A 21,393-nucleotide genomic window follows, 5' to 3' on the forward strand; every position below is an offset into this window, starting at 1 on the left:
GCAGGCTTGATAAACTGGGGACTCCCGAACCCAACGCTTTGCCGCCTGCTCCAACTTTTGACAATCGAATTCCTGACGTTGCGGAGATACCAGTGATCACAGTCCTTGCCGTGCACTTTTCGGTGGCTGTACTGGCGCCGTTGTTCTTCAGGAAGTGGGGCCGCAACGCATTCTACGCTTTGGCAGCGGTTCCCGCCGCCTCGTTCATTTGGCTCTTGTTCCAGTACGGCCCCGTCTATTCGGAGCAGGGTGCGGTGTCCGAGGTCATCCCCTGGATTCCCGGCCTCCACCTCGAGTTCGCCTTCCGCATGGACCCGCTGGCCTGGGTGATGTCCCTGCTGGTACTGGGCGTTGGTGCCCTGGTGCTGCTCTACTGCGCCCGGTACTTCAAGCGGAAGGACCAGGACCTCGGTGCGTTCGGCGCGCAGCTCCTGGCCTTCGCCGGCGCCATGTTCGGCCTGGTGTTGGCCGATGACCTGCTGCTGCTCTTCATCTTCTGGGAACTCACCACCATCCTGTCCTACCTGCTGATCGGCTTTGCCCGGACCAGGCTGGCGGCCCGGCGCTCGGCGCTGCAGGCCCTGATGGTCACCACCGCCGGTGGCCTGGCCATGCTGGTGGGAGTCATCATGCTGGGCCAGACGGCCGGAACCTACCGCGTCTCAGCCATCCTTGAACAGGCCCAAGGGCTCGCGGAAGGCCCAACCGGCGCCGTGGTGAGCGCCGCCGTCGTGCTCATCCTGGTGGGCGCCATCACCAAATCCGCGCTGGTCCCCTTCCACTTCTGGCTTCCCGGTGCCATGGCCGCCCCCACCCCGGTCAGCGCGTACCTGCACGCCGCCGCCATGGTGAAGGCCGGCATCTACCTGGTGGCACGGCTGGCGCCCGGATTCGCGGAGACGGCCTACTGGCAGCCCGTAGTGCTGGGCCTGGGCCTGGCCACCATGCTGGTTGGCGGCTACCGTGCGCTGCGCCAGACCGACATCAAACTCATCCTCGCCTACGGCACCGTCAGCCAGCTGGGCTTCCTCACGATGGTGGTGGGCCTCGGTACGCCGGACGCCGCGCTGGCCGGCCTGGCGATGCTGCTCGCCCACGGCCTCTTCAAGGCGACGCTGTTCCTGGTGGTCGGCATTATCGACCACCAATCCGGAACGCGCGATGTCCGCAAGCTTTCGGGTGTTTTCAGGTCCTCCCGCGCCCTGGGGATCGTGGCCGGCATCGGTGCCGCGTCCATGGCCGGCATCCCCTTCCTTGCCGGGTTCGTGGCCAAGGAATCCGTGCTGGAAGCGTTCGTCCACCACGCCGGGGACCCTGACGCCGGACCGTGGGGCATGGTGGTCCTGGTGGGGCTGGTCCTGGGTTCAGTTCTTACTTTCGCGTACAGCGCGCGCTTCATGTGGGGTGCCTTCGCCGTCAAACCCGGCGTGGAGCCCACCCAGTTCAAGGCCGTCCGGCCTTCCTTCATCGCGGCCCCGGCCATCCTGAGCGTCCTGACCATCGCCTACGGCCTGTGGCCGGCGCCGGTTGACACCTGGATCCAGCCGTACGCCGCGCTGTTGGCGTCAACGGCGCCCGACGCCGGAACACCGGCCGAGCAGGCGGGGAACCTGGCGCTGTGGCACGGGCTGACCCCCGCACTTGGTCTGACGACGCTCACCTTTGTTCTCGGCGCTGCCATGTACTTCGGCCGCAACGCCGTGGCCCGGGCGCAGGCCCTGGTGCCGGACTGGGTGGATGCCGACCGCGCCTACCAGCTGACCATCGGTGCGCTGGACGACATCGCCGTGTGGATCACCGGCCGGACCCAGCGCGGTTCGCTCTACTTCTACCTCGCAGTCATCCTCACAGTGGCGTTTGTCCTGCCGCTCACCGCGATCCTCTTCGCCGGCAAGCCGCTTCCGGACAATATCTACCTGGTGGATCCGGGCTCTCCGCTGCAGATCGTCGCGGGAATCGGCATCGTGATCGGCGCCCTCGCGGCCGTCAAGGCGAACAAGCGCTTCCTTGCGGTGCTGATGGTGTCGGTCACCGGCTACGGCATCGCCCTGATGTTCGCCCTCCAAGGGGCCCCGGACCTGGCACTGACTCAGATGCTGGTGGAAACCATCATCCTGGTGGCTTTCGTCCTCGGCATGCGCCGCCTGCCGCCCGAACTGCGGGACCGTACCGGCGGCAAATACCGTGTGGTCCGTGTCATCATCGGTGCGGCCTTCGGAGCCACCATGGTGTTCGCGGCCATCTACGCCATGGGCGCCCGCGTGGCCCAGCCCATCTCCCTGCAGTTCCCGCAACTTGCCTACGAAGGCGGCGGCGGACTGAACATCGTCAACGTCACGCTCGTGGACATCCGGGCCTGGGACACCTTCGGTGAAATCACCGTGCTGGCACTGGCCGCCACGGGTGTTGCGAGCCTCATCTTCGTCCGCGGCCGCGGTGACCGGCTGCGGGCCTCAGCCTCGGTGGCGGAAGGAACCGTGGGCCGCTTCCATGGCGTGGACCCGGGTTCCCGGGACGGCGCTGCCCTGGCGATCAGCAGGAAGTTCGCCACGGCCACCCGGGACGCCTGGCTGGTGGCCGGCCGGACGCTGGCCCCGGAACGCCGCTCCATCATCTTCGAAGTGGTCACCCGGCTGGTCTTCCACTCGCTGGTGATCTTCTCGCTGTACCTCCTGTTCGCCGGCCACAACCTGCCTGGCGGCGGCTTCGCCGGCGGCCTGACGGCCGGCCTGGCCCTGACCATCCGCTACCTGGCCGGCGGGCGGTTCGAACTCAGCGAGGCAACTCCCGTCAGCGCCGGTGGCCTGCTGGGCATCGGGCTGGCCACAGCCGCAGGATCCGGCGTTGCCCCGCTGTTCCTGGGCGGCCAGGTGTTCCAGAGCGCCATCATCCAGTTCTGGCTGCCCGTGTTCGGGGACATCAAGTTCGTTACGTCCACCATTTTCGACATTGGCGTGTACATCGTGGTGGTGGGCCTGGTGCTGGACGTGCTGCGCAGCCTCGGCGCCGAAGTGGACGTACACATCGAGGAGCGGGGCTCCGAACCCGCAGAGTACGAGGAACCCGAAGACATGCCAGCCGAAACCATCTCAGGAGGCAAGGCATGAGCATCAACCTCGCCCTGCTCCTGGTCATGGGTGCCCTGTATGCCTGCGGCATCTACCTGATCCTGGAACGCAGCCTCACCCGCGTCCTGCTGGGGCTCATGCTCCTGGCCAACGCCACCAACCTGCTGATCCTTTCCACCGGCGGCTACTCCGGCCTGGCCCCGCTGTTCTCCAAGGACACCGCTGCGGGGGACTATAACGATCCGCTGCCGCAGGCGCTGATCCTGACGTCCATCGTGATCTCGTTCGCGGTGACCGCTTTCATGCTCGGCATCATCTACCGGACCTGGGTGCTGGCACGCGAGGACGAAATCCAGGACGACGTGGAAGACCTCCGCGTCGCCGAAACCCCCAGCTTCGACGCAGAGGACGACGCCGAGATTCCCGCCGAAACGTCCGAGTTCCCGCTCACCATGCTGGGCGGCGACGGCCAGGATATCTCGGACCACAGGCCAGGGGCCGGCGATGATACGTCCGGCGGCCGTGAGGCCGGCGCCCGGGTGCACGGTGGCACTGCCACCGTGGTGGCGGGCGACCGCGAAATCCCCACCGAGAACGCGGCCCAGGAAGAAAAACCCGGCTCACCCAACGTCAAGCCCAGCCCGGAAGGAGGCGGACAGTGAACATCGCCAGTCTGGCCCCGCTCGCCGTCGTACTTCCCATCCTGGGCGCCGCCCTGACCTTCCTGCTGATCCGGCACTCCCGTGCCCAGCGGGCCGTCAGCATCGGGCTGCTGTCCCTGACCCTGCTGCTCGAATGCTTCCTGATGGCGGCGGTGTGGGACGGCGGCACCGTGGCTGTCAGCATCGGCGGATGGATTCCGCCATGGGGCATCGTGCTGGTGGTGGACCAGTTCTCGTCACTGATGCTGGTGGTTTCCTCCGCGGTGAGCCTCGCTGTCCTCGTCTATGCCACGGGCCAGGGCATGGCCGACGGCGACAAGGACGCGCCGGTGTCCATCTTCCACCCCACCTACCTGATCCTGGTGGCCGGGGTGTCCAACGCCTTCCTCTCCGGCGATCTCTTCAACCTGTACGTGGGCTTCGAGATCCTGCTGACGGCAAGCTACGTCCTGATGACGCTGGGCGGCACCGGACCCCGGATCCGCGCCGGCGTCACCTACGTGGTGGTGTCCGTGGTGTCCTCGGTGCTGTTCCTGATTTCCATCGCCATGGTCTACGGGGCCACCGGCACCGTGAACATGGCGGACCTGGCCATCAAGCTCGGCGAACTGGACCAGGGCACCAAGACCCTCCTGCACGTCATGCTGCTGGTGGCGTTCGGCATCAAGGCCGCCGTCTTCCCGCTGTCTTTCTGGCTGCCTGACTCCTACCCCACAGCCCCCGCCCCGGTCACCGCCGTGTTCGCCGGCCTGCTCACCAAGGTGGGCGTTTACGCCATGGTCCGCACCGAGACCCTGCTGTTCCCCGGAGACACCCTGAACACCCCGCTGATGATAGCGGCGCTGCTGACCATGGTGGTGGGAATCCTGGGTGCCCTGGCGCAGAGCGACATCAAACGTCTGCTCTCGTTCACCCTTGTCAGCCACATCGGCTACATGGTGTTTGGACTGGCCATGTCCTCGGTTGTGGGCCTCGCGGCCGCCATCTTCTACGTGGCCCACCACATCACCATCCAGACCAGCCTGTTCCTGGTCACCGGCCTGATCGAACGCCGCGGAGGCAGCTCCTCCGTGGACCGGCTGGGCGGCCTGGCCAAGATCTCGCCACTGCTGGCGCTCCTGTTCTTCATTCCCGGCATGAACCTGGCGGGCATCCCGCCCTTCTCCGGGTTCCTCGGCAAGGTGGGCCTGCTGCAGGCCGGCGTGGAACTGGGAACCCCGCTGGCCTACGCCCTGGTGATCGGCGGCGTGGTGACCAGCCTCCTGACACTGCTGGCCGTGGCCAGGGTCTGGAACCGTGCCTTCTGGCGGCGTCCTGCCGACGCCGAACACCCGGATCCCGTCCTTCTGGCAGCCCCGGGGCAGCCGGTGGAGGAGGACGTCGTGGACGACGAACCTGTGGCGGACGGGGCCGGCAGGAGCGGCCTGGCAGTGCCGGTCCTCAGCCGGGCGGGAAGCGGCGGCAGCAGCACACTGGTCCGTTCCACCCTGATGCCCCGCACCATGGTGGGGCCCACCGCCGGCCTGGTGGTCCTGGGCATGGCGCTGACCGTCTTCGCGGGACCCCTGTTCGGGCTGTCCGACCGGGCAGCGGCAGAGATGCTGGACCGCGGCCCCTACATCCACGCCGTCCTGGGTGAGGACGTAACGGTCCCGGCCGTTGGAGCACCCGCGGGAGGAGGAAAATGAGCCGCCGCCGTATTTCCCTGCGGCAGGAGCTTCCGCTCCTCGTCTGGCTGGTCATCGTCTGGGGCGCCCTCTGGCAGGACTTCAGCCCCGGCAACCTGCTGTTCGGAGCGCTGCTGGCCATCGCCGTCGCCCGGCTGTTCTACCTGCCGCCCGTGGAGCTCAGCGGCCGGTTCAACGTCCGGCACGCCATCCCCTTCGCGCTGATGTTCCTGGGCCGGGTGGTGGTGGCCAGTTTCCAGATCCTCTACCTCGCCGCCGTCCGCGGACCCAAAGTGCACAACGCGGTGGTGGCCGTGACGCTGCGGAGCCACCAGGACCTCATCGTCACCGCCACCGGCCACGTGATCTCGCTGATCCCGGGCTCCCTGGTGGTGGAAGTGGACCGGTCAACCTCCACCCTGTACCTGCACGCCATCAACATCAGCTCCGCCGAGGACGTGGAAAACCTGCGCAATGAAGTGCGTACCATCGAAGCCGGGCTCATCCGGATCATGGGCACCAACGAAGAACTCGCCATCGTCCAGGCGGAGGCTGCAGCATGATGCAGGTGGTCCTGGCCGTTACGGCCGTCATCCTCTCGCTCGCCGCCGGCGGGGCAATCATCCGGATTGCCCGCGGCCCGTCGCTGCTGGACCGCGTGCTGGCCTCGGATGTCCTTTTGGCCATCCTTGGCGCGGCGCTGTGCATTGACATGGCCGTGAACCGGCACCTGAACAACCTGATGCTGGTGGTGGCCATCTCCGTGATCGGCTTCATCGGGTCAGTGACCGTTGCACGTTTCGTGGCCGACCGGCGGGAGCACCCCAGTGAGCCCTGACATGATGACCCCGGACCTGACCAGCCTGGACGGTTGGATTGACGTGGTGTCCGCCGTGTTCATGGTGGTGGGAGCCATCATGTCCCTGGGCGCTGCCATCGGCCTGCTGCGCTTCCCGGACCTTCTGAGCCGCATGCACGCCGCCACCAAGCCGCAGGTGCTGGGACTGTTCCTGCTGCTGGCCTCCATCGGACTGCAGATGCGCACGTTGTGGGTGTGGCCGGTCCTGGTGGTTGCCTGGATCTTCCAGCTGCTGACGGTTCCGGTGTCCGCCCACATGGTGGGCCGCGCCGGGTACCGGACCAAGCACCTGCACCGGGAGCTGCTCACCTCGGACGAGCTTGACGCAGTAGTGCAGAAAGCCGCCGCCCAGGCCGCCCGTGAGGACGGCGAGGACGGCGGCTCAACCCGCTGAAGCCGGCCGGCGTGCGGGGACAGCGTGGGTGGTTAGACGATGTCCTGCGTCTTGGCGAATCGGGTGATGGCGCGCTGCGTGCCGCGGTTGGCCAGGACCTGGATGATGGTGCTGACGAACGCAGAGATCAGCGCGAACGTCAGGGCTGAGCGAAGGCTGGTGGGGACGTCCTCGCCCTTGCCGGTGGGCGGCTTGTTGCCGGTGGTCTTTTCCCAAATGGTGTTGACCAGCTTGGTGCCGGCAAATCCTGCACCCAGGCTTACGCCGGTGCCGAGCAGCTTGATGAGAAGGTTCATTCCTGGTACTCCTTGCGGGCGGTAAAACGGTCTGCACCCCACCCTACTGGCTAAGTTCCTACGGCGCGGGGATGAGCCCCTCCCATGCCACTGTCCAATCCTGGGGGAAGCCGGGAGCGTGCCGCGCCGGGCCGCCATCCCATCCCGCGGCCATGAGCGCCACCGCCGCCAGCAGACCGCCGTTGCCGGGCAGGTACAGCGGGAGCGAATCCGTCTGCCGGTTGTGCCCGTTTGGCAGGACCAGGTTCTTCGCCGCGTCCATCAACAGCGCGTCCACGGCGGCCTCCGGGTCTTCCAGCCGCGCGGCCGTCATGGCCGTCACGGGGTAGTCCCAGCCCCAGGTGCTGTCCCAGTCCCAGCCGGCCAGTACGTCAGCCAGCGTGGCCCGCATTATTTCCGGGTCCACCAGGTCCGTCCGCGGCAGCACCCCCAGGGCGCACAACATTGAGGGATGGTCCGTGCGGATAGTGAAGGGCTCGACGTCGATCGCCGCGTACACGCCGTCCACCACCCTGGGCGGGACCATGCCGTCCGCTACCGCCGCCCAGGTGCCCTCGGCAGGCAGGCCCAGCCGTTCCCTCCACACATTCGCCACCCGGAGGGCCCACTGCCAGTAGGCAAGCTCGAACGTGGGGTTGGTGACCGTCCCGCGCACCGACTCGTAACTCTCCTGCGCCGGCACCAGGGGCGGCCCCAGCTCGAAACCCCGGTCCGTGGGGTGCGCGAAGGCGGCCATGAACCCAGCGGTTTCGAAAACCACCGTGGCGAATTCCTCAAGGAGTTCCTGTGACGGGTTGGCCCGGTAGGCCAGTTCCGCCAGATGGATGGGGTGCGGCTGCTGCCACACCAGGAAGGTGCCGATGGGGCTGGGGCTTTCCCGCCCGTCCGGACCCACCTGCTTGGGCCAGCGGACGCCGTCGAAACCCTGGGCTTTGGCCGTCTGCCGGGCCGGTTCCAGGGCGGACGCGTACCAGCGGAGGGCGGGCAGCAGGAGCTCCGTCCGGTTCCACGTGGCGAAGTGGGCGGCATGCCACCAGTGCATCTCGAGGTGGAAGCGGCCGCGCCACGAATTGCAGACCAGCCCCGTCTCCTGCGGCGGCAGCGACCCGGAGCAGTTGACGGCGGTGAGGTACTGGGAGAGCACCGTCCGGCGTTCGATCTCACCGGCGCGGGGATCGGCTGTTCCGGAGAGGTCGACGGCGCCGCCTGAGTTCCAGAATTCCGGCCACGCCGTGCGGGACGCGGCAATGGCGGCGCTGCCCGGTGCCGCTGCCACATCCGGTGCCGATGACACCTCAGGGACCGGCTCCAATGCCGCTGCTGAACGGCCGCCGAACCCGCTGATTCCCCCGTTGCCGCGGGGAAGGCAGTCGCCCTGCCCCGTGCTGATGAAGTGCACGCTGAAGTCGAGGCTGTCCTGCCCAGCGGAGGCCCGGATGAGCAGTTCGTGCGGGCCAGCCTGTTCGAGTTCCAGCCCTGCACCGCTGACGGCCACCTGGTACCCGGAACCGTCCAGGCAGCGTGAAATCAGCCAGCGCTGGCCGGACGCTCCGCCGTGGCGTTCTTCAACGATGGTGGTGTGGGCGGCGGGGCTGTTCCAGTCGGCTGCGTTGTGCCAGGCCTCGGAGCCGTAGGGGAAGGCCAGGGATACGGCGAGCCCGTCGGCGAGGGCGGGGGAGAGGACGCGGAAGCCCAGCTCGTCCCTGTCCGGGCGGCAGGCCGTGGTGACATTGACCGGATTGCCGTGCAAGGTGAAGATGCTGGTGGCCGTGCCCGTCCAGAGGTCCAGGACCTGGTGCGCGTCCGTGATGTCGTCCCGGGTGAGCGCGGGGGCATCCTTTCCCGGGAGCGCAAAGCCGATCCGGCCCAGGTCCAGCCGGTGGGGGTTGGCGCGGAGCCAGGTTTCCGCCCGCGACGACTGCGTTTCGCGGCCATCCACGATGGCGCCCACCATGTCCACGTAGGGGACCGGGCCACGCGGTGAATCGTAGAGGACCGTGGAACCGGCAAGGGTGTACTCCTGTTCCGGCGGGATTGAGTGCCAGCCCCACTGGGCCTGCGTGCCCAGTAAAGTGCCGGGCGGCAGGTCGTCGCGGGCGGCCACCGGGTATTCCCCGGGAAGGGACTGCATGCCGGTCAGGTCCATGGTGAAGCAGAACTCGCCGTTGCCCACCGAAGCGGGGCTGCGTGGATCGAGGCTGTGCTGTTCCACATTGTGGCGCCGCACCAGCGCTTCGCGGTTAATCACGGTCGGCTGGCTGTGCACGTTGCACTCCTTGGCTAATGCCTGGGCCCGGGCCGGGGAAGCAGGCAGCTCAGAAAACGCTTTCCCAGTCAATCCTTGCGAGAACGCCGGGCAGTGTCAACCAGCCGTCCCGAGTACCCCGCGCATCGCTTCCACCACCAGGTGCTGGTCCGCCACTTGAGGCAGCCGGACACGGTGACCGTGGTCAGTCACATCTGCCTGGTTGGCAGTCATGGCCCACAATCCACCGGCCTCCAGGTGTAAACTTGAGCACGCCCGGAAGGGTGCGAAACATTCAAACGCAATACATCCACAGCATCATCAACAACACATTTACGACAGGGGAGCGCCGCCGTCGGCCCCGGCACCAGCCGGGAAACGCAGGTGGGCGCTGAGAGTGCGGACAGCCGCAGACCCTCGAACCTGATCCGGTTAGTACCGGCGCAAGGGAGTCGAGTTCTCGAAGTGCGCGGAGAATGGCGGCAGCAGCCGGCACCCGCGTCCACTTTCCCCTCCTGTTTCCAGGAGGATCACATGACTACTTCAGCAATCAAAAAGCCCGCCAGCAGGTCCTGGCGCGTCGTTGACATCGTGGTGGCGGCCCTGATCGCCATCGCCGGCGGCGTTATCTTCTGGGCCTGGTCTCAAGGTGCAACAGCCCTTTCGGGCCCAATCAAGGTTGCCTACCCGCCCCTCACGGGCCTCCTGGCCGGCGGCTGGATGATCCCGGCGGTCCTGGGCATGCTCATCATCCGGAAGCCCGGCGCTGCCGTGTTCTGCGAGACGGTTGCCGCCACCGGTGAACTTTTCATGGGGTCGCCCTACGGCACATCCGTCCTTTTTTCCGGCTTCGTCCAGGGCCTGGGTGCCGAGATCATTTTCGCCATCTTCGTCTACCGGAAGTTCAACCTCCCGGTCTCCCTGCTGGCCGGTGCCGCGGCGGGCCTCTTCTGCGGCCTGAACGATGCCTTCGCACCGTGGGGCTGGAACGTCGCCGATTCCGGCGAATATAAGTTGGTGTACATCGTTTGCACAACTATCTCCGGGGCCATCATCGCCGGCGCGCTCGCCTGGATCGCCACCCGCGGCCTTGCCCGGACCGGCGTGCTGAGCTCCTTTGCATCCCGGAAGGCCGCTACGGAGCCCGTCTTCTCCTGATGCCGGCACCTTCCCACGCGGCCGCACCCCAAACGGTGCGGCCGGCCACGGTCACCGCCCGCGGCTGGGGCTGGCGGCACGCGGGCCGCACCACACCGGCCGTCCACGCCCTCGACCTCGACATCAGCCCGGGTGAGCGGGTACTCCTGCTTGGCCCGTCCGGGGCAGGCAAATCGACGCTCCTCCATGCGCTCGCCGGGGTGCTGGGCGATGCGGACGACGACGGCGAGGCAGGCGAGGCCGACGAGACCGGTTCGTTGCTGGTCGACGGCGGCCCGCCCCGCGGCCAGCGCGGCCGCGCGGGCCTCATGCAGCAGGATCCCGAGACCCAGGTGGTCCTCTCCCGGGTAGGCGACGACGTCGCCTTCGGCGCCGAAAACCTTGCCGTGCCCCGCGATGCCATCTGGCCGCGCGTGCATGAGGCGCTGGCCGACGTCGGGCTGTCCCACCTGCCGCTGGACCACCCGACGTCGGCTCTGTCCGGCGGGCAGAAACAGCGGCTCGCGCTTGCAGGCATCCTCGCGATGCGGCCCGGGCTGATCCTGCTCGATGAACCCACCGCCAACCTGGACCCGGCCGGTGTGCTCGAAGTCAGGGACGCCGTGGCCCGCTGCCTGGACAAGACCGGCGCAACGCTGGTGGTGGTGGAGCACCGGGTGTCCGTGTGGAAAGACCTCGTGGACAGGATCGTGGTGCTGCAGCCCGGCAGCGGCGCCAACCCCGCAGTGCTCCTGGACGGCCCGCCGGACCGGGTGCTGGCCGAAGCGCGGACCATGCTGACGGCTGCCGGCGTATGGGTTCCAGGGTATGTTCCCTCCACCCGCGGGCGGGCCGAGGAACAGGCCCCCGGGGCCGGAGGACTCCTGCTGGCCGCCGAAAACCTGGCCGTCTCCCGGCAACGCCCGCGGCGCAAAGGTTTCCGTAAAGTTCCGCCGTTGCCGGTTCAGGAGGGCATCATCGCCCAGGTCCGCGCCGGGCAAGCACTCGCCGTCACCGGACCCAACGGCGCAGGGAAATCAACCTTCGCGCTGACCCTTGCCGGACTCCTCGAACCGGTCAAGGGGACGGTCTCCGCCACGACGGACCTCAGCCGCGGTGCCGGAATCACCCCGTACCAGTGGAAGGCGGAACAGCTGATCGAGCGGATCGGCACCGTCTTCCAGGAACCCGAGCACCAGTTCGTCACCGGCAAGGTCCTGGACGAACTGCTCTTCGGGCCCCGGCACCTGGGGCACGGTGAAGACAGGGTTGACGAACTGCTGGAACGGCTGCGGCTACGCCACCTGGTGGACGCCAATCCGTACACCCTGTCCGGCGGCGAAAAGCGGCGGCTTTCCGTGGCCACGGTCCTGGCGGCAAGCCCGCAGGTACTGGTCCTGGACGAGCCCACGTTCGGCCAGGATGCCAATACCTGGGCCGAGCTGGCATCTTTCCTCTCCGAACTCCTGGACGCCGGCACGGCAGTGGTGTCCGTGACCCATGACGCCGAGTTCACCGCGGTCCTTGGTGGCACGGAACTTCAACTTGCGGCGGCGGAAGCGGTGGCGCCATGAGGCAGGAACTGAACCTCCGCGGAAACGCTGCGCTCCTGGCCCGCGCCAACCCGCTGAGCAAGCTGGCCGCCGTCGTGCTCATCACTGTGGTCCTGGCGCTGTCCATCGACTGGGTGTCAGCATCCGTGGCACTGTTCTTCGAACTGCTGCTGTTTCCGCTTGCCGGGCTCACGCTGGCGCTGCTGTGGCAGCGCGGCTGGCCGCTGATCCTCGCTGCCGCCGTGGGCGGGTGGAGCACCTCCATCCTGGCGCCGGACAGCGGACGGACACTGATCGACGCCGGCATCTGGACCATGAGCGAGGGCTCGCTGGAGACGGGGGTGGGCTTCCTGCTCCGCGGCCTGGCCATCGCGTTGCCCGCAATACTCCTGGTGAGCTGCACGGACCCCACCGACCTCGCTGATGCGCTGGCGCAGAAGGCCCGGCTGCCGCACCGGTTTGTCCTGGGAACCCTGGCTGCGATGCGCCTCGTGGGGCTGATGGCCGAGGAATGGCAGACCATCGGAATGGCGCGGCGTGCCCGGGGGGTTGGCTCGCGCGGCAGCGTGCTGCAACGGGTGAAGGCCACCCTGGGGCAAAGCTTCGGGCTGCTGGTCCAGGCGATCAGGCGGGCGTCACGGCTTGCGGTGACCATGGAAGCGCGCGGCTTCGGTGGCGGGCCACGCACGTGGGCCCGGGAATCCACTTACACGCTGTTGGATGCGTGGGTCCTGGCAGGCGGGCTGGTGATGGCCGGCCTGGCCGTCACGGCGGCAGTGTCCGCAGGCACCTGGAACATGGTGTGGGCCGGGAACTGACCCGCTAGGTGCAGGCGTGGTTGTAGTCCAGCCCGGCGTGGATGAACTGCGTCAGCACCACTTTCCCGCCGCCCGTCAGCGGGGATTTTGAACACGCGGTGGCCGCCGAATCTGCATTCCGGGATCCCGCCAGCCAGCTCGGCAGGGGGTAGAGGTTGCTGGAACTGCTGACGTTCCCCACGATCCTGTGCCACTGCTGGCCGGTGGAGTAGATGCCCACACCTGCTGCGTCGATGCTGTGGAAGAAATCCGTCATGCCTTCGAGGACGGTGCGGTTGGCGTCCTTGCTGCCGGACCAGGTGTTTTCGGTTTCCACATCCAACCACCAGACGTAGTCCGCGGGGTCGGTCACTCCGCGGACGTAGGCTGCGTCGAAGGCCTTGGCGTAGCCGTACATGTAGGCGCAGGCCGTGCCGTAGTCCCCGGCCTTGCAGGAGCCGTACGGGTTGTGCACTTTCGAGCCGGTGGGGTATTCGTCGCTGACCGGCCACCAGGACCCGGCCCGCCCGGGATTGGCAGTATTGATGTAGAGCTGTGCCTTGGGCTGCGAGGCTACAGTTCCGGATGACGATTCGGCCCATTCGAGCTGTTCCTGCAGGCACGGGTTGGTGTTATTGGCCAAACCGTTATTGACGCCGACGATGGCGAACGCCTGGTCCCGCGGCAATTCCGCGTCGCATTGGGGCCAGGAAACGTCGTTGCCGAGCAGGGACTGGCTTCCGCTGCCCCCTTGCGGCCCTGCCGTGGGATCGGCTGGATCGGCCCACGCGGGCCCGGCGCAGGTGAAAAGCACTGCTGCCACCAGCAGCCATGCCAGCCTGAACACTGGTAGGTGGGCTCGAGTCCGGGGCATGTGGGGCTCCGTTTATTGCTTGAAGAAACTTATGATCCAGTCTCCCGCGGTATCACGGAGAGGACAAGGCGCAACGCCGCAGCCCGGATCTATCGCATAGAAAAGATATTGAACGAGCTTGATGGAGCTGTAACCTGCCTGAGTGGCCATCAAAAACTCATAGATGATATATTCGCTGCATGACCCAGGAAACCGCCGAACACGTAGCCGTCATGCTCAGGAACGCCCGGAGCGAGAAGGGCTGGACCCAGGGCCAGCTGGCCGCCGAGCTGGGAACCAGCCAGAGCGCGGTGGCCCGGATGGAGCAGGGTAAACAGAACCTGAGCCTGAAAATGATCCAGCGCCTCGAGACCATCTTCGACCGGAGCATCGTCAACGTGGGTAAGCCGCAGATGACCCACCTTCGCGTGGAGGGCGGCCGCACCCTGTCCGGTTCGGTTGACGTCAACAGCAGCAAGAACGCCGGCGTTGCCCTGCTGTGCGCCAGCCTCATCAACCGCGGCACCACCGTCCTGCGCCGCCTGGCCCGGATCGAAGAGGTCAACCGCATCGTGGAGGTGCTCACCAGCATCGGCGTGGAATGCACCTGGCTTAACGCCACCGACCTCCGCCTGCGCCGGCCCGCGGTCCTGGACCTCGACTCGATGGACGTGGAGGCCGCCCGCCGCACCCGCAGCGTCATCATGCTGCTGGGGCCCCTGCTGGACGAGTCCGCCGAGTACAGGCTCCCCTACGCCGGCGGCTGCGACCTTGGCACCCGCACCGTTGAGCCGCACATGCAGGCGCTGCGCCAGTTCGGCCTGTCCGTGGAAGCCACGGCCGGTTTCTACGCTGTCCAGGCGCCGTCGGCTGATTCACGGGACCGTTCCTTCGTCCTCACCGAGCGCGGCGATACCGTCACGGAAAACGCCATCATGGCGGCCACCCACCGCGAGGGCACTACGGTCATCCGGAACGCCAGCCCCAACTACATGGTGCAGGACCTCTGCTTCTACCTGCAGATGCTGGGCGTCACCATCGAAGGCGTGGGCACCACCACCCTCAGGATCACCGGCAAGCCCGTCATCAACGCCGACATCGAATACTTCCCGTCCGAGGACCCCATTGAGGCCATGAGCCTGATCACCGCGGGCATCGTGACGAACTCCGAGGTCACAGTCCGCCGGGTGCCCATCGAGTTCATGGAGATCGAGCTGGCCACGCTCGGGCAGATGGGCCAGCAGCTGGAAATCTCCGGCGAATACGTGGCACGGAACGGCCGGACCCGGCTGGTGGACGTGACCACCAAGCCCTCCGAGCTGAAGGCCCCGGAGGACAAGATCCACCCCATGCCGTTCCCCGGCCTCAATATCGACAACCTGCCGTTCTTCGCCGTGATCGCAGCCAACGCCACGGGCCAGACGATGATCCACGACTGGGTGTACGAGAACCGGGCCATCTACCTGACGGAGCTGAACCGGCTCGGCGCGCAGGTTCAGCTCCTGGACCCCCACCGGATCTACATCAACGGCCCCACCAAATGGCGCGCCGCCGAAGTGGGCTGCCCGCCGGCGCTGCGTCCGGCCGCCTGCCTGCTGCTGGCCATGCTCGCGGCACGCGGCGTGTCCGAGCTGCGCAACATCTACGTGATCGAGCGCGGGTACGAGGACCTGGCCGAGCGGCTGAACACCATCGGCGCCAGGATTGAGTACTTCCAGGGCTGATATTCACGCTTCGTCATGAAGGGGCGGGTCGTTTTAGCTGGCCCTTTTCTGCCGCAGAATGTGACTATGCGTACCTTCGGCGTTGAGGAAGAACTCCTGATTGTTGATCCGGAGTCCGGCGAACCGCTCGCCCTTGCTGACGCGCTCCTGTCCGGGCGGCACGTGGCAGCCGATGATTTGCCGCAGCCTCCACAGGCGCCGGCCGCCAAGGATAAGGCGCACGACGACGGGATGGGCCTGAGCGCCGAGCTGAAGCTTGAGCAGATTGAGACGCAGACCCGGCCGTGCCTGGACTACGGGACGCTGCTGGACCAGATCCGTGCCGGGCGGTCCCTCGCTGACCAGGCGGCGCAAAAGAACCATGCCCGGATTGCGGCGCTCGCAACCTCGCCGCTTCGATCCACCAGCCACACCACTCCCGACCCCCGGTATGCCCAGATGCTGGAGCGCTTTGGGTTGACCGCCCAGGAGCAGTTGACCTGCGGCTTCCACGTCCACACCTATATCGAGTCGCCGGATGAGGGCGTGGCGGTGCTGGACCGGATCAGGGACAAGCTGGCGGTGCTGACGGCGCTCAGTGCCAACTCGCCTTTCTGGAACGGGCAGCCCACCGGCTTCGAAAGCTACCGGACCCAGGCCTGGAACCGGTGGCCAACGTCCGGGCCGGCGGCCGTCTACGGCACCTATGCCGCGTACCGCAGGGTGGTGACGCGGCTCCTGGACAGCGGCGTGATGCTGGACGAAGGCATGCTGTATTTCGACGCCCGGCTCTCGCGGAACCACCCCACCGTAGAGGTCCGGGTAGCGGACGTCTGCCTGCGCGCCGACGACGCCGCACTGATCGGCTGCCTGGTGCGGGCCCTGGTGGAGTCCGCCAGCAGGGAGTGGCGCGACGGCGTGGACCCGGCTCCGGTCCCCACGGTCCTGCTGCGGATGGCATCGTGGCAGGCGAGCAACTCAGGGCTCACGGGCGAGTTGCTGGACTTTGGCAACTTCCGTCCGGCCCGCGCCGCGGACGTGGTCCGGTCGCTGGTGGATTACCTCGCCCCGGTGCTGGACGAGCAGGGCGAGTTGGCACTGGCACGGCAGGGCGTGGAGGACATCATTGCCCGCGGCACGGGCTCGGCGGAGCAGCGGCAGGTGCGGGAGAAGGCACTGACAGGCCAGCCCGAGGACTTCGGCTTCGGCGCAGTGGTGAAACACGCGGTCAGGGTGACCATGCGCGACACCCTGGATCCTTCGGAAGTGGACAATGTTCCCGAACTGCTGCGGGTGCGGCAGTCCTAGACCGCACTGCCGGGCGGCCCGCCATCAAAACACGGCAGGCCTTCCGCCCGCGACGCCGTCCGTGTCCGGACCAGCGCCGCCGCAGCGGAATCACCCTAGATCTGCTTGAGGGCCTGTTCCAGGTCGCCGATGAGGTCCTCGGCGTCCTCAAGCCCCACGGACAGGCGCACCACGCCGTCGGTCAGGCCGATCGCGGCCCTGCCCTCCGGACCCATGGCCCGGTGCGTGGTGGTGGCCGGGTGCGTGATGAGGGACTTGGAATCGCCCAGGTTGTTGGAAATGTCGATGATCCGCAGCGCGTCCAGCAGCGCGAACGCGGCCTCCTTGCCGGAGCGCCCGCCCGAGGGCGCCAGTTCAAGCGTGAGCACCGTGCCGCCGGCCTTCATCTGCTTGGCGGCGAGCCCATACTGCGGGTGTGACTTCAGGAGCGGGTACTTGACCCAACTGACGGCGGGCTGCTGTTCCAGCCATTCGGCGAGCCGCAGGGCGGTGGCCGAGGAGTGGCTGACGCGCAGGCCCATGGTCTCCAGGCCCTTGGTGAGCACCCAGGCGTTGAACGCGGACAGGGCGGGCCCGGTGTGGCGCATCAGTTGCTTCACGGGACCGTCAATGAATTCCTTGGTGCCCAGGATGGCACCGCCGAGAACCCGGCCCTGGCCATCGATGTGCTTCGTGCCGGAATAGACGATCACGTCGGCGCCGAGCTGTCCGCAGCGCTGCAGCAGGGGAGTGGCGAACACGTTGTCGACGACGACGGTGGCACCCGCCGCGTGCGCCAGTTCGCTGACCGCGGCGATGTCCACGATTTCCTGCATGGGGTTGGACGGGGATTCGAAGAAGACAGCGGTGGTGGGCTCGGACAGCGCGGACCGCCACTGCTCCAGGTCCGGGCCGTCGACGAAGACTGTCTCCACGCCCCAGCGGGGCAGGATCTCGTTCAGGATCACAAAGCAGGAGCCGAACAGCGACCGGGCAGCAACCACGCGGTCCCCGGCAGCCAGCAGCGCACCGAGGGCCGTGAAGACGGCGGACATTCCGGACGCCGTCGCAAAACATGCCTCGGTGCCCTCCAGCAGGCGGAGGCGTTCCTGGAACGTGGCCACCGAGGGGTTGCCGTAGCGGGAGTAGACGAAGCGTTCGTCCTCGCCGGTGAAGGCGCGCTCGGCAGCGGCAGCGGATTCGTATACGAACCCGGAGTTGAGGAATATCGCTTCGGACGTTTCCTGGAAGTTGGTGCGGTCCAGCCCGCCGCGGACGGCCTGGGTGTCAGGGCTCCAGCCGGCGGCGTCTTCGTTGAAGGTCACTTAGTTCTTTCCGAGGTTGGTGGGCAGGCCGCGGTTCTTCCAGCCGTTGACGGTGCGTTCGCCGTAACGGTCCGGTTCGCCTTCGAAGCCTTCCAGGACGTTGTAGGAGGTGAAACCCGCCTGGGTTGCCGCCGTGGCCGCCGCGATGGAGCGCTGCCCGGAGCGGCACAGGAACAGCAGTTCGGTGCCGCGGTTCTCCGGGCCCTGCTGCTCCAGGTCTGTAATGAAGTCCGGGTTGGGAATGCCGCCCGGGAACGTCCACTGGATGAACAGGGGATCGTTGTCCGTGGCCTTGGTGTCCGGGATGCCAATGTGCGCCCATTCGCCCTCCGTGCGGACGTCCACCAGGATGGCGCCCTGCTCCAGCTTGGCCCAGGCCTCCTGGGGTGTCAGGTCTCCTGCGTAGCTCATGCGTGGCCCTCGCCGTCGAATTCGGTTTCTTCAGTAGCGGATTCGAGGCTGTCCACGGCGGTGGCGACGGCGGCATCCGCGGAGGCGATGGCTGCCGGGAGCACCACTGCCTGGGCCACGATGACGCTGCTGCCGTTGAAGGTCGCTGCCGGGCTGCCGTGCAGCACATACCCTTCCGCCAAGGCGGCCGAGATCCGCTCGCAAAAGGCGCGGTCGTCCGGGCCGCTGATCAGGCGGTAGGACAGTTTCTCTTCGGGGACAGGTGCGTCAGACATGACGGATCTCCTTCTCTCACGCTTGCAGCTCGAATCGGTCGATATGCCGAGTATTCACCTGAGGCACCCCGCCGTGGGAGGAGGGTTGCCGACCGGCCAGTCAGGGCTTGGTGCCGGTACTCATTACTCCCCAAAAACGTAACACCTGCCGCCGGGAGCCGCACCGCCGCCGTCGTCATCTTCCGTAACTGAACCGGAAACACAGGGTCACAGGGGTGCGGAGCCCTTTCGCGGAAGCGCCCGACGACGGCATTGCCGCAGGTGGACGGGTTCTACAACGCTTCCTGCATGCTTTCCCGGCAGGCCGCGACCGATAAAGTACAGGTGGGGCCGCCGCCCCACCAGGTCTTCGGCACCGGGGGGTTCCATGAGCACGCGTACATCCGCGCGACGACGCACCAAGCCTTCGGTCAGTCCGTTCCGCGCGGGCGCGTCGAGGGGGTGGACATTCCTTGCCGTCCTGCTGCTGGCAGCGTGTGCCGTGGTGCTGCCCGCAGGTGCCGCCCGCGCGGCTGACCTCAGCCCGGATGAGGGAAAACCCCTGTTCGGGGCAATGCTGGAATGGGGTGAGGATTCCGCTGCCGGTTTCGCCGAACGGCTTGGCGCTTCCCCCGCAGCCTACGGGCACGACCTCGCCCTGCCGTACCGCCCGTCGGAGCAGAACAACCTCCGGGGCTTCCTGGAGCAGGCGTCACTGCAGGGCTCGCACGCGATATTCACCGTGAAGCCCAGCGTGCCCCTGGACCAGATAGATGACGCTGCGGCGGCTTCCTTTGCCGGCGAAGTGCGGCGGCTGACGTCCGGTTTTACCGGGCAGGTGCTCATTCGTTTCGCCCCGGATATGAATGCCAGCTGGGTGGAATGGGGCCAGCAGCCCGGCGCGTACCGGAACGCCTTCCGTGCGGTGTCCGCTGCCTTCAAGAAGTCCGACGGCGGCCCGCTGATGGTGTGGGAGCCGTACCTTGGCAAGGACTATCCCTTCGCCCGTAGCCGGAACGCGCCCACGCCCGGCAGTGAGGGCTTCGCGTTGCTCGACACCAACGGTGACGGGACCTGGGACGGGGCCGACAGCGCCTACGAACCGTACTATCCCGGCGATGACGCCGTGGACTGGGTGGGCCTGACCGCCTTCCACGACGATACGGCCGGCGGGGCGGCGGTGAACACGGTGCCCCGGCCGGGCGAGCTGCAGGAGATGCTCACAGCCTCCGGCGGGGAAAACTTCTACAACGACTATTCGGCCGGGCGTGCTAAACCGTTCGTACTGCAGACCGCCGCGTTCTACAGCCCCTCCTCCGGGGGCGCCTCCGAGGTGGACGTCAAGGCCGGCTGGTTCGACCAGGTGGTGGGAGCCGCCACGTCCGCCCAGTTCCAGAAGACTGCGCTGGTGGTGTGGGACGAACGGACCAGCACCCGGGACACCGGAGTGGCAAGCATCAGCTGGCTGCTGACCGGCAATTCCGCCGTGGCGGAGGCTGCCCACGCGCAGCTGAAGGATTCGTCAATGGTGACCGGACCCGTCACGGAGGTAGGCGCCGGCGGCAGCTATGTCCGGGCCAACACCCTGACGGGCGCCGCAGCCTGGACGGTGGGCGTGGCGCTGATCCTCCTGCTGGTGGCACTGTGGCAGGTTCCCCGCAGGGTGAACGCCGCTACCGCCTGGGTTACGCCGATCCCTCCAAGCGGGATTCGCGGGTTGACCTGCTCCGCGGCATGGCCATCGTCTTCGTGGTGGTCAACCACCTGGGCATGACGTCGCTGTTCCAGCTGCTGACCCAGGAAGCTGTGGGGTTCGTCAGCGGCGCCGAACTGTTCGTGCTGTTTTCCGGGCTGGTGGTGGGCATGGTCTACGGCCCCCGGGTGCGCGAGGACTTTGGCACGGTGCTGGACCTGACGTCCCGCCGGGCCGGCAAGCTGTACCTGACGGCGCTGGTGGTCCTGGTGGGCGTGTTCCTGGTTTCGCTCCTCCCCATTTTCCGGACCGAAGCCCTCACCACGTTCGTGGACCAGGGGACCGGCGGGGCCGGCCACCAGGGTGCCGGCCGCACCTACGACCTGTACGCGGGGATGGAATCCCTCTTCCAGTTCCCGGTGCCGCCGCAGATTCTTCCTGCCGTCCTCCTGCTGCAGTTCGGCCCCTGGCAGTTCAACGTCATGGGCCTGTACGTGGTGCTGCTGCTGGTCAGCCCGCTGATCCTCGCCGCGCTCAGCCGCGGGAAGGCCCTCTGGGTGCTGGCCGCGACGCTCGGACTCTACGCCGTCGGCTCCATCACGCGCTTTCGGCTCCTGCCGTCGCAGTTCGAGGATTCGTTCCCGCTGCTTGTATGGCAGGTGCTGTTCGTCATCGGGCTCGTGGCGGGCTACCACCGGCGGACCATCGTGGCGTGGCTGTCTGCGAGGACGTGGCTGGTAGCGGCATGCACCGCCGTCGCGCTGCTCTTCGCGTTCCTGTCCTGGGGTAACCCCTACCTGGCCAACGGCTTCGACGTCCGCCTGGCCCTGATTCCGGACACGACGTACCGGGCCATGTACGACGCACTGTTTGCCCGCACCTATCTGGCTCCGGGCCGGCTGCTCAACGTGCTGATCCTGGTGGTGGCTGCCTACGCGCTCCTGACGGCGTACTGGAAACCCATCGAGCGGGTGCTGGGATGGTTCCTGATTCCCCTGGGGCGCGCCACCCTCTACGTGTTCATCATGCACGTGGTGCTGATCGCCGTGGTGGCCAACATCCCCGCGCTGCAGCAGGAGAACGTTCTGCTTAACACCGCCGCCTATGCCGTGGTCCTCGGGCTCCTGTGGGCGATGGTCCGGACGAAGTTCCTCTTCAGGATCATTCCCACCTAGGACCTGTTCGGGAG

Annotated in this window: 17 protein-coding genes, 1 pseudogene and 2 riboswitches; of the genes and pseudogenes, 12 read left to right on the forward strand and 6 right to left on the reverse strand. The window is 67.2% G+C overall.

The window, feature by feature from the left end; all coding sequences use genetic code 11:
• Positions 1-92 precede the first annotated feature (92 nt).
• From ACFV4R_RS08490 to mnhG, 6 genes are read left to right on the forward strand one after another with little or no spacing between them, the layout of a single operon-like run.
• A complete protein-coding gene (locus ACFV4R_RS08490; RefSeq protein ID WP_377201924.1) occupies positions 93-3,107 on the forward strand; it encodes a Na+/H+ antiporter subunit A in 3,015 nt (1,004 codons plus the stop codon).
• Positions 3,104-3,730 (forward strand): Na(+)/H(+) antiporter subunit C, encoded by a 627-nt coding sequence (locus ACFV4R_RS08495; RefSeq protein ID WP_377201925.1) that lies wholly within the window; start codon positions 3,104-3,106, stop codon positions 3,728-3,730. The genes ACFV4R_RS08490 and ACFV4R_RS08495 overlap by 4 nt, the downstream gene beginning before the upstream one ends.
• Positions 3,727-5,418, forward strand: a complete 1,692-nt coding sequence (locus tag ACFV4R_RS08500) for a Na+/H+ antiporter subunit D (protein WP_377201926.1) — start codon at positions 3,727-3,729, stop codon at positions 5,416-5,418. The genes ACFV4R_RS08495 and ACFV4R_RS08500 overlap by 4 nt, the downstream gene beginning before the upstream one ends.
• Complete coding sequence (locus ACFV4R_RS08505; protein WP_377201927.1) at positions 5,415-5,960, forward strand: Na+/H+ antiporter subunit E; 546 nt, start codon at positions 5,415-5,417, stop codon at positions 5,958-5,960. The genes ACFV4R_RS08500 and ACFV4R_RS08505 overlap by 4 nt, the downstream gene beginning before the upstream one ends.
• Positions 5,957-6,235, forward strand: a complete 279-nt coding sequence (locus ACFV4R_RS08510) for a monovalent cation/H+ antiporter complex subunit F (protein WP_091723671.1) — start codon at positions 5,957-5,959, stop codon at positions 6,233-6,235. The genes ACFV4R_RS08505 and ACFV4R_RS08510 overlap by 4 nt, the downstream gene beginning before the upstream one ends.
• Positions 6,236-6,239: 4 nt before the next feature.
• Positions 6,240-6,650 (forward strand): monovalent cation/H(+) antiporter subunit G, encoded by a 411-nt coding sequence (gene mnhG / locus ACFV4R_RS08515; RefSeq protein WP_377202086.1) that lies wholly within the window; start codon positions 6,240-6,242, stop codon positions 6,648-6,650.
• A 32-nt stretch (positions 6,651-6,682) separates the two neighbouring features.
• Here mnhG and ACFV4R_RS08520 read toward each other — a convergent pair whose 3' ends face one another.
• Together ACFV4R_RS08520 and ACFV4R_RS08525 are read right to left on the reverse strand one after the other, a co-directional pair.
• Positions 6,683-6,946, reverse strand: a complete 264-nt coding sequence (locus tag ACFV4R_RS08520) for a DUF4235 domain-containing protein (RefSeq protein ID WP_015938803.1) — start codon at positions 6,944-6,946, stop codon at positions 6,683-6,685.
• A gap of 58 nt (positions 6,947-7,004) precedes the next feature.
• Complete coding sequence (locus ACFV4R_RS08525) at positions 7,005-9,212, reverse strand: hypothetical protein (RefSeq protein WP_377201928.1); 2,208 nt, start codon at positions 9,210-9,212, stop codon at positions 7,005-7,007.
• Positions 9,213-9,521: 309 nt separating this feature from the next.
• Positions 9,522-9,659: riboswitch (TPP riboswitch) on the forward strand.
• Positions 9,660-9,725: 66 nt separating this feature from the next.
• On the opposite strand from ACFV4R_RS08525, the gene ACFV4R_RS08530 reads away from it, so the two are divergent.
• From ACFV4R_RS08530 to ACFV4R_RS08540, 3 genes are read left to right on the forward strand one after another with little or no spacing between them, the layout of a single operon-like run.
• Positions 9,726-10,349, forward strand: a complete 624-nt coding sequence (locus ACFV4R_RS08530) for an ECF transporter S component (protein WP_377201929.1) — start codon at positions 9,726-9,728, stop codon at positions 10,347-10,349.
• Positions 10,349-11,902, forward strand: coding sequence for an ABC transporter ATP-binding protein (locus ACFV4R_RS08535; RefSeq protein ID WP_377201930.1), 1,554 nt, complete (start codon positions 10,349-10,351; stop codon positions 11,900-11,902). The genes ACFV4R_RS08530 and ACFV4R_RS08535 overlap by 1 nt, the downstream gene beginning before the upstream one ends.
• Positions 11,899-12,699: an energy-coupling factor transporter transmembrane component T family protein gene (locus ACFV4R_RS08540; RefSeq protein ID WP_377201931.1), complete on the forward strand. Its 801-nt coding sequence runs from the start codon at positions 11,899-11,901 to the stop codon at positions 12,697-12,699. Before ACFV4R_RS08535 ends, ACFV4R_RS08540 begins: the two co-directional genes overlap by 4 nt.
• A gap of 4 nt (positions 12,700-12,703) precedes the next feature.
• On the opposite strand, the gene ACFV4R_RS08545 is transcribed toward ACFV4R_RS08540, so the two are convergent.
• Positions 12,704-13,552: a hypothetical protein gene (locus ACFV4R_RS08545; protein WP_377201932.1), complete on the reverse strand. Its 849-nt coding sequence runs from the start codon at positions 13,550-13,552 to the stop codon at positions 12,704-12,706.
• 179 nt (positions 13,553-13,731) lie between these two features.
• On the opposite strand from ACFV4R_RS08545, the gene ACFV4R_RS08550 reads away from it, so the two are divergent.
• Positions 13,732-15,255, forward strand: a complete 1,524-nt coding sequence (locus ACFV4R_RS08550; RefSeq protein ID WP_091723654.1) for a UDP-N-acetylglucosamine 1-carboxyvinyltransferase — start codon at positions 13,732-13,734, stop codon at positions 15,253-15,255.
• 66 nt (positions 15,256-15,321) lie between these two features.
• Positions 15,322-16,542: a glutamate--cysteine ligase gene (locus ACFV4R_RS08555; protein ID WP_377201933.1), complete on the forward strand. Its 1,221-nt coding sequence runs from the start codon at positions 15,322-15,324 to the stop codon at positions 16,540-16,542.
• Between the two features lie 95 nt (positions 16,543-16,637).
• Here the strand turns inward: ACFV4R_RS08555 and ACFV4R_RS08560 are convergent, their stop codons facing one another.
• Genes ACFV4R_RS08560 through ACFV4R_RS08570 form a run of 3 tightly spaced genes read right to left on the reverse strand, consistent with a single transcriptional unit; the run spans position 16,638 to position 18,532 of the window.
• Complete coding sequence (locus ACFV4R_RS08560) at positions 16,638-17,846, reverse strand: O-succinylhomoserine sulfhydrylase (protein ID WP_377201934.1); 1,209 nt, start codon at positions 17,844-17,846, stop codon at positions 16,638-16,640.
• Positions 17,847-18,257 carry a rhodanese-like domain-containing protein gene (locus tag ACFV4R_RS08565; protein WP_377201935.1) on the reverse strand — a complete coding sequence of 137 codons (411 nt, stop codon included), beginning with the start codon at positions 18,255-18,257 and terminating at the stop codon, positions 17,847-17,849. It lies immediately after the preceding gene.
• Positions 18,254-18,532, reverse strand: a complete 279-nt coding sequence (locus ACFV4R_RS08570; RefSeq protein ID WP_377201936.1) for a DUF1737 domain-containing protein — start codon at positions 18,530-18,532, stop codon at positions 18,254-18,256. Before ACFV4R_RS08570 ends, ACFV4R_RS08565 begins: the two co-directional genes overlap by 4 nt.
• Positions 18,533-18,545: 13 nt before the next feature.
• Positions 18,546-18,660: riboswitch (SAM riboswitch) on the reverse strand.
• Positions 18,661-18,899: 239 nt separating this feature from the next.
• Between ACFV4R_RS08570 and opgC the strand changes: the two are divergent.
• Positions 18,900-21,379, forward strand: a pseudogene (opgC, locus tag ACFV4R_RS08575) (OpgC domain-containing protein).
• Positions 21,380-21,393 lie beyond the last annotated feature (14 nt).

The sequence above is a fragment of the Pseudarthrobacter sp. NPDC059871 genome (genome assembly GCF_042731175.1).
Taxonomy (GTDB): Bacteria; Actinomycetota; Actinomycetes; order Actinomycetales; family Micrococcaceae; genus Arthrobacter.

Coding starts and splice junctions, on each gene's coding strand:
- ACFV4R_RS08520 (WP_015938803.1), bottom strand. CDS start 6,946: ATGAACCTTCTCATCAAGCTGCTCGGCACCGGCGTAAGCCTGGGTGCA.
- ACFV4R_RS08535 (WP_377201930.1), top strand. CDS start 10,349: ATGCCGGCACCTTCCCACGCGGCCGCACCCCAAACGGTGCGGCCGGCC.
- ACFV4R_RS08530 (WP_377201929.1), top strand. CDS start 9,726: ATGACTACTTCAGCAATCAAAAAGCCCGCCAGCAGGTCCTGGCGCGTC.
- mnhG (WP_377202086.1), top strand. CDS start 6,240: ATGACCCCGGACCTGACCAGCCTGGACGGTTGGATTGACGTGGTGTCC.
- ACFV4R_RS08570 (WP_377201936.1), bottom strand. CDS start 18,532: ATGTCTGACGCACCTGTCCCCGAAGAGAAACTGTCCTACCGCCTGATC.
- ACFV4R_RS08545 (WP_377201932.1), bottom strand. CDS start 13,552: ATGCCCCGGACTCGAGCCCACCTACCAGTGTTCAGGCTGGCATGGCTG.
- ACFV4R_RS08495 (WP_377201925.1), top strand. CDS start 3,104: ATGAGCATCAACCTCGCCCTGCTCCTGGTCATGGGTGCCCTGTATGCC.
- ACFV4R_RS08540 (WP_377201931.1), top strand. CDS start 11,899: ATGAGGCAGGAACTGAACCTCCGCGGAAACGCTGCGCTCCTGGCCCGC.
- ACFV4R_RS08510 (WP_091723671.1), top strand. CDS start 5,957: ATGATGCAGGTGGTCCTGGCCGTTACGGCCGTCATCCTCTCGCTCGCC.
- ACFV4R_RS08505 (WP_377201927.1), top strand. CDS start 5,415: ATGAGCCGCCGCCGTATTTCCCTGCGGCAGGAGCTTCCGCTCCTCGTC.
- ACFV4R_RS08565 (WP_377201935.1), bottom strand. CDS start 18,257: ATGAGCTACGCAGGAGACCTGACACCCCAGGAGGCCTGGGCCAAGCTG.
- ACFV4R_RS08550 (WP_091723654.1), top strand. CDS start 13,732: ATGACCCAGGAAACCGCCGAACACGTAGCCGTCATGCTCAGGAACGCC.
- ACFV4R_RS08555 (WP_377201933.1), top strand. CDS start 15,322: ATGCGTACCTTCGGCGTTGAGGAAGAACTCCTGATTGTTGATCCGGAG.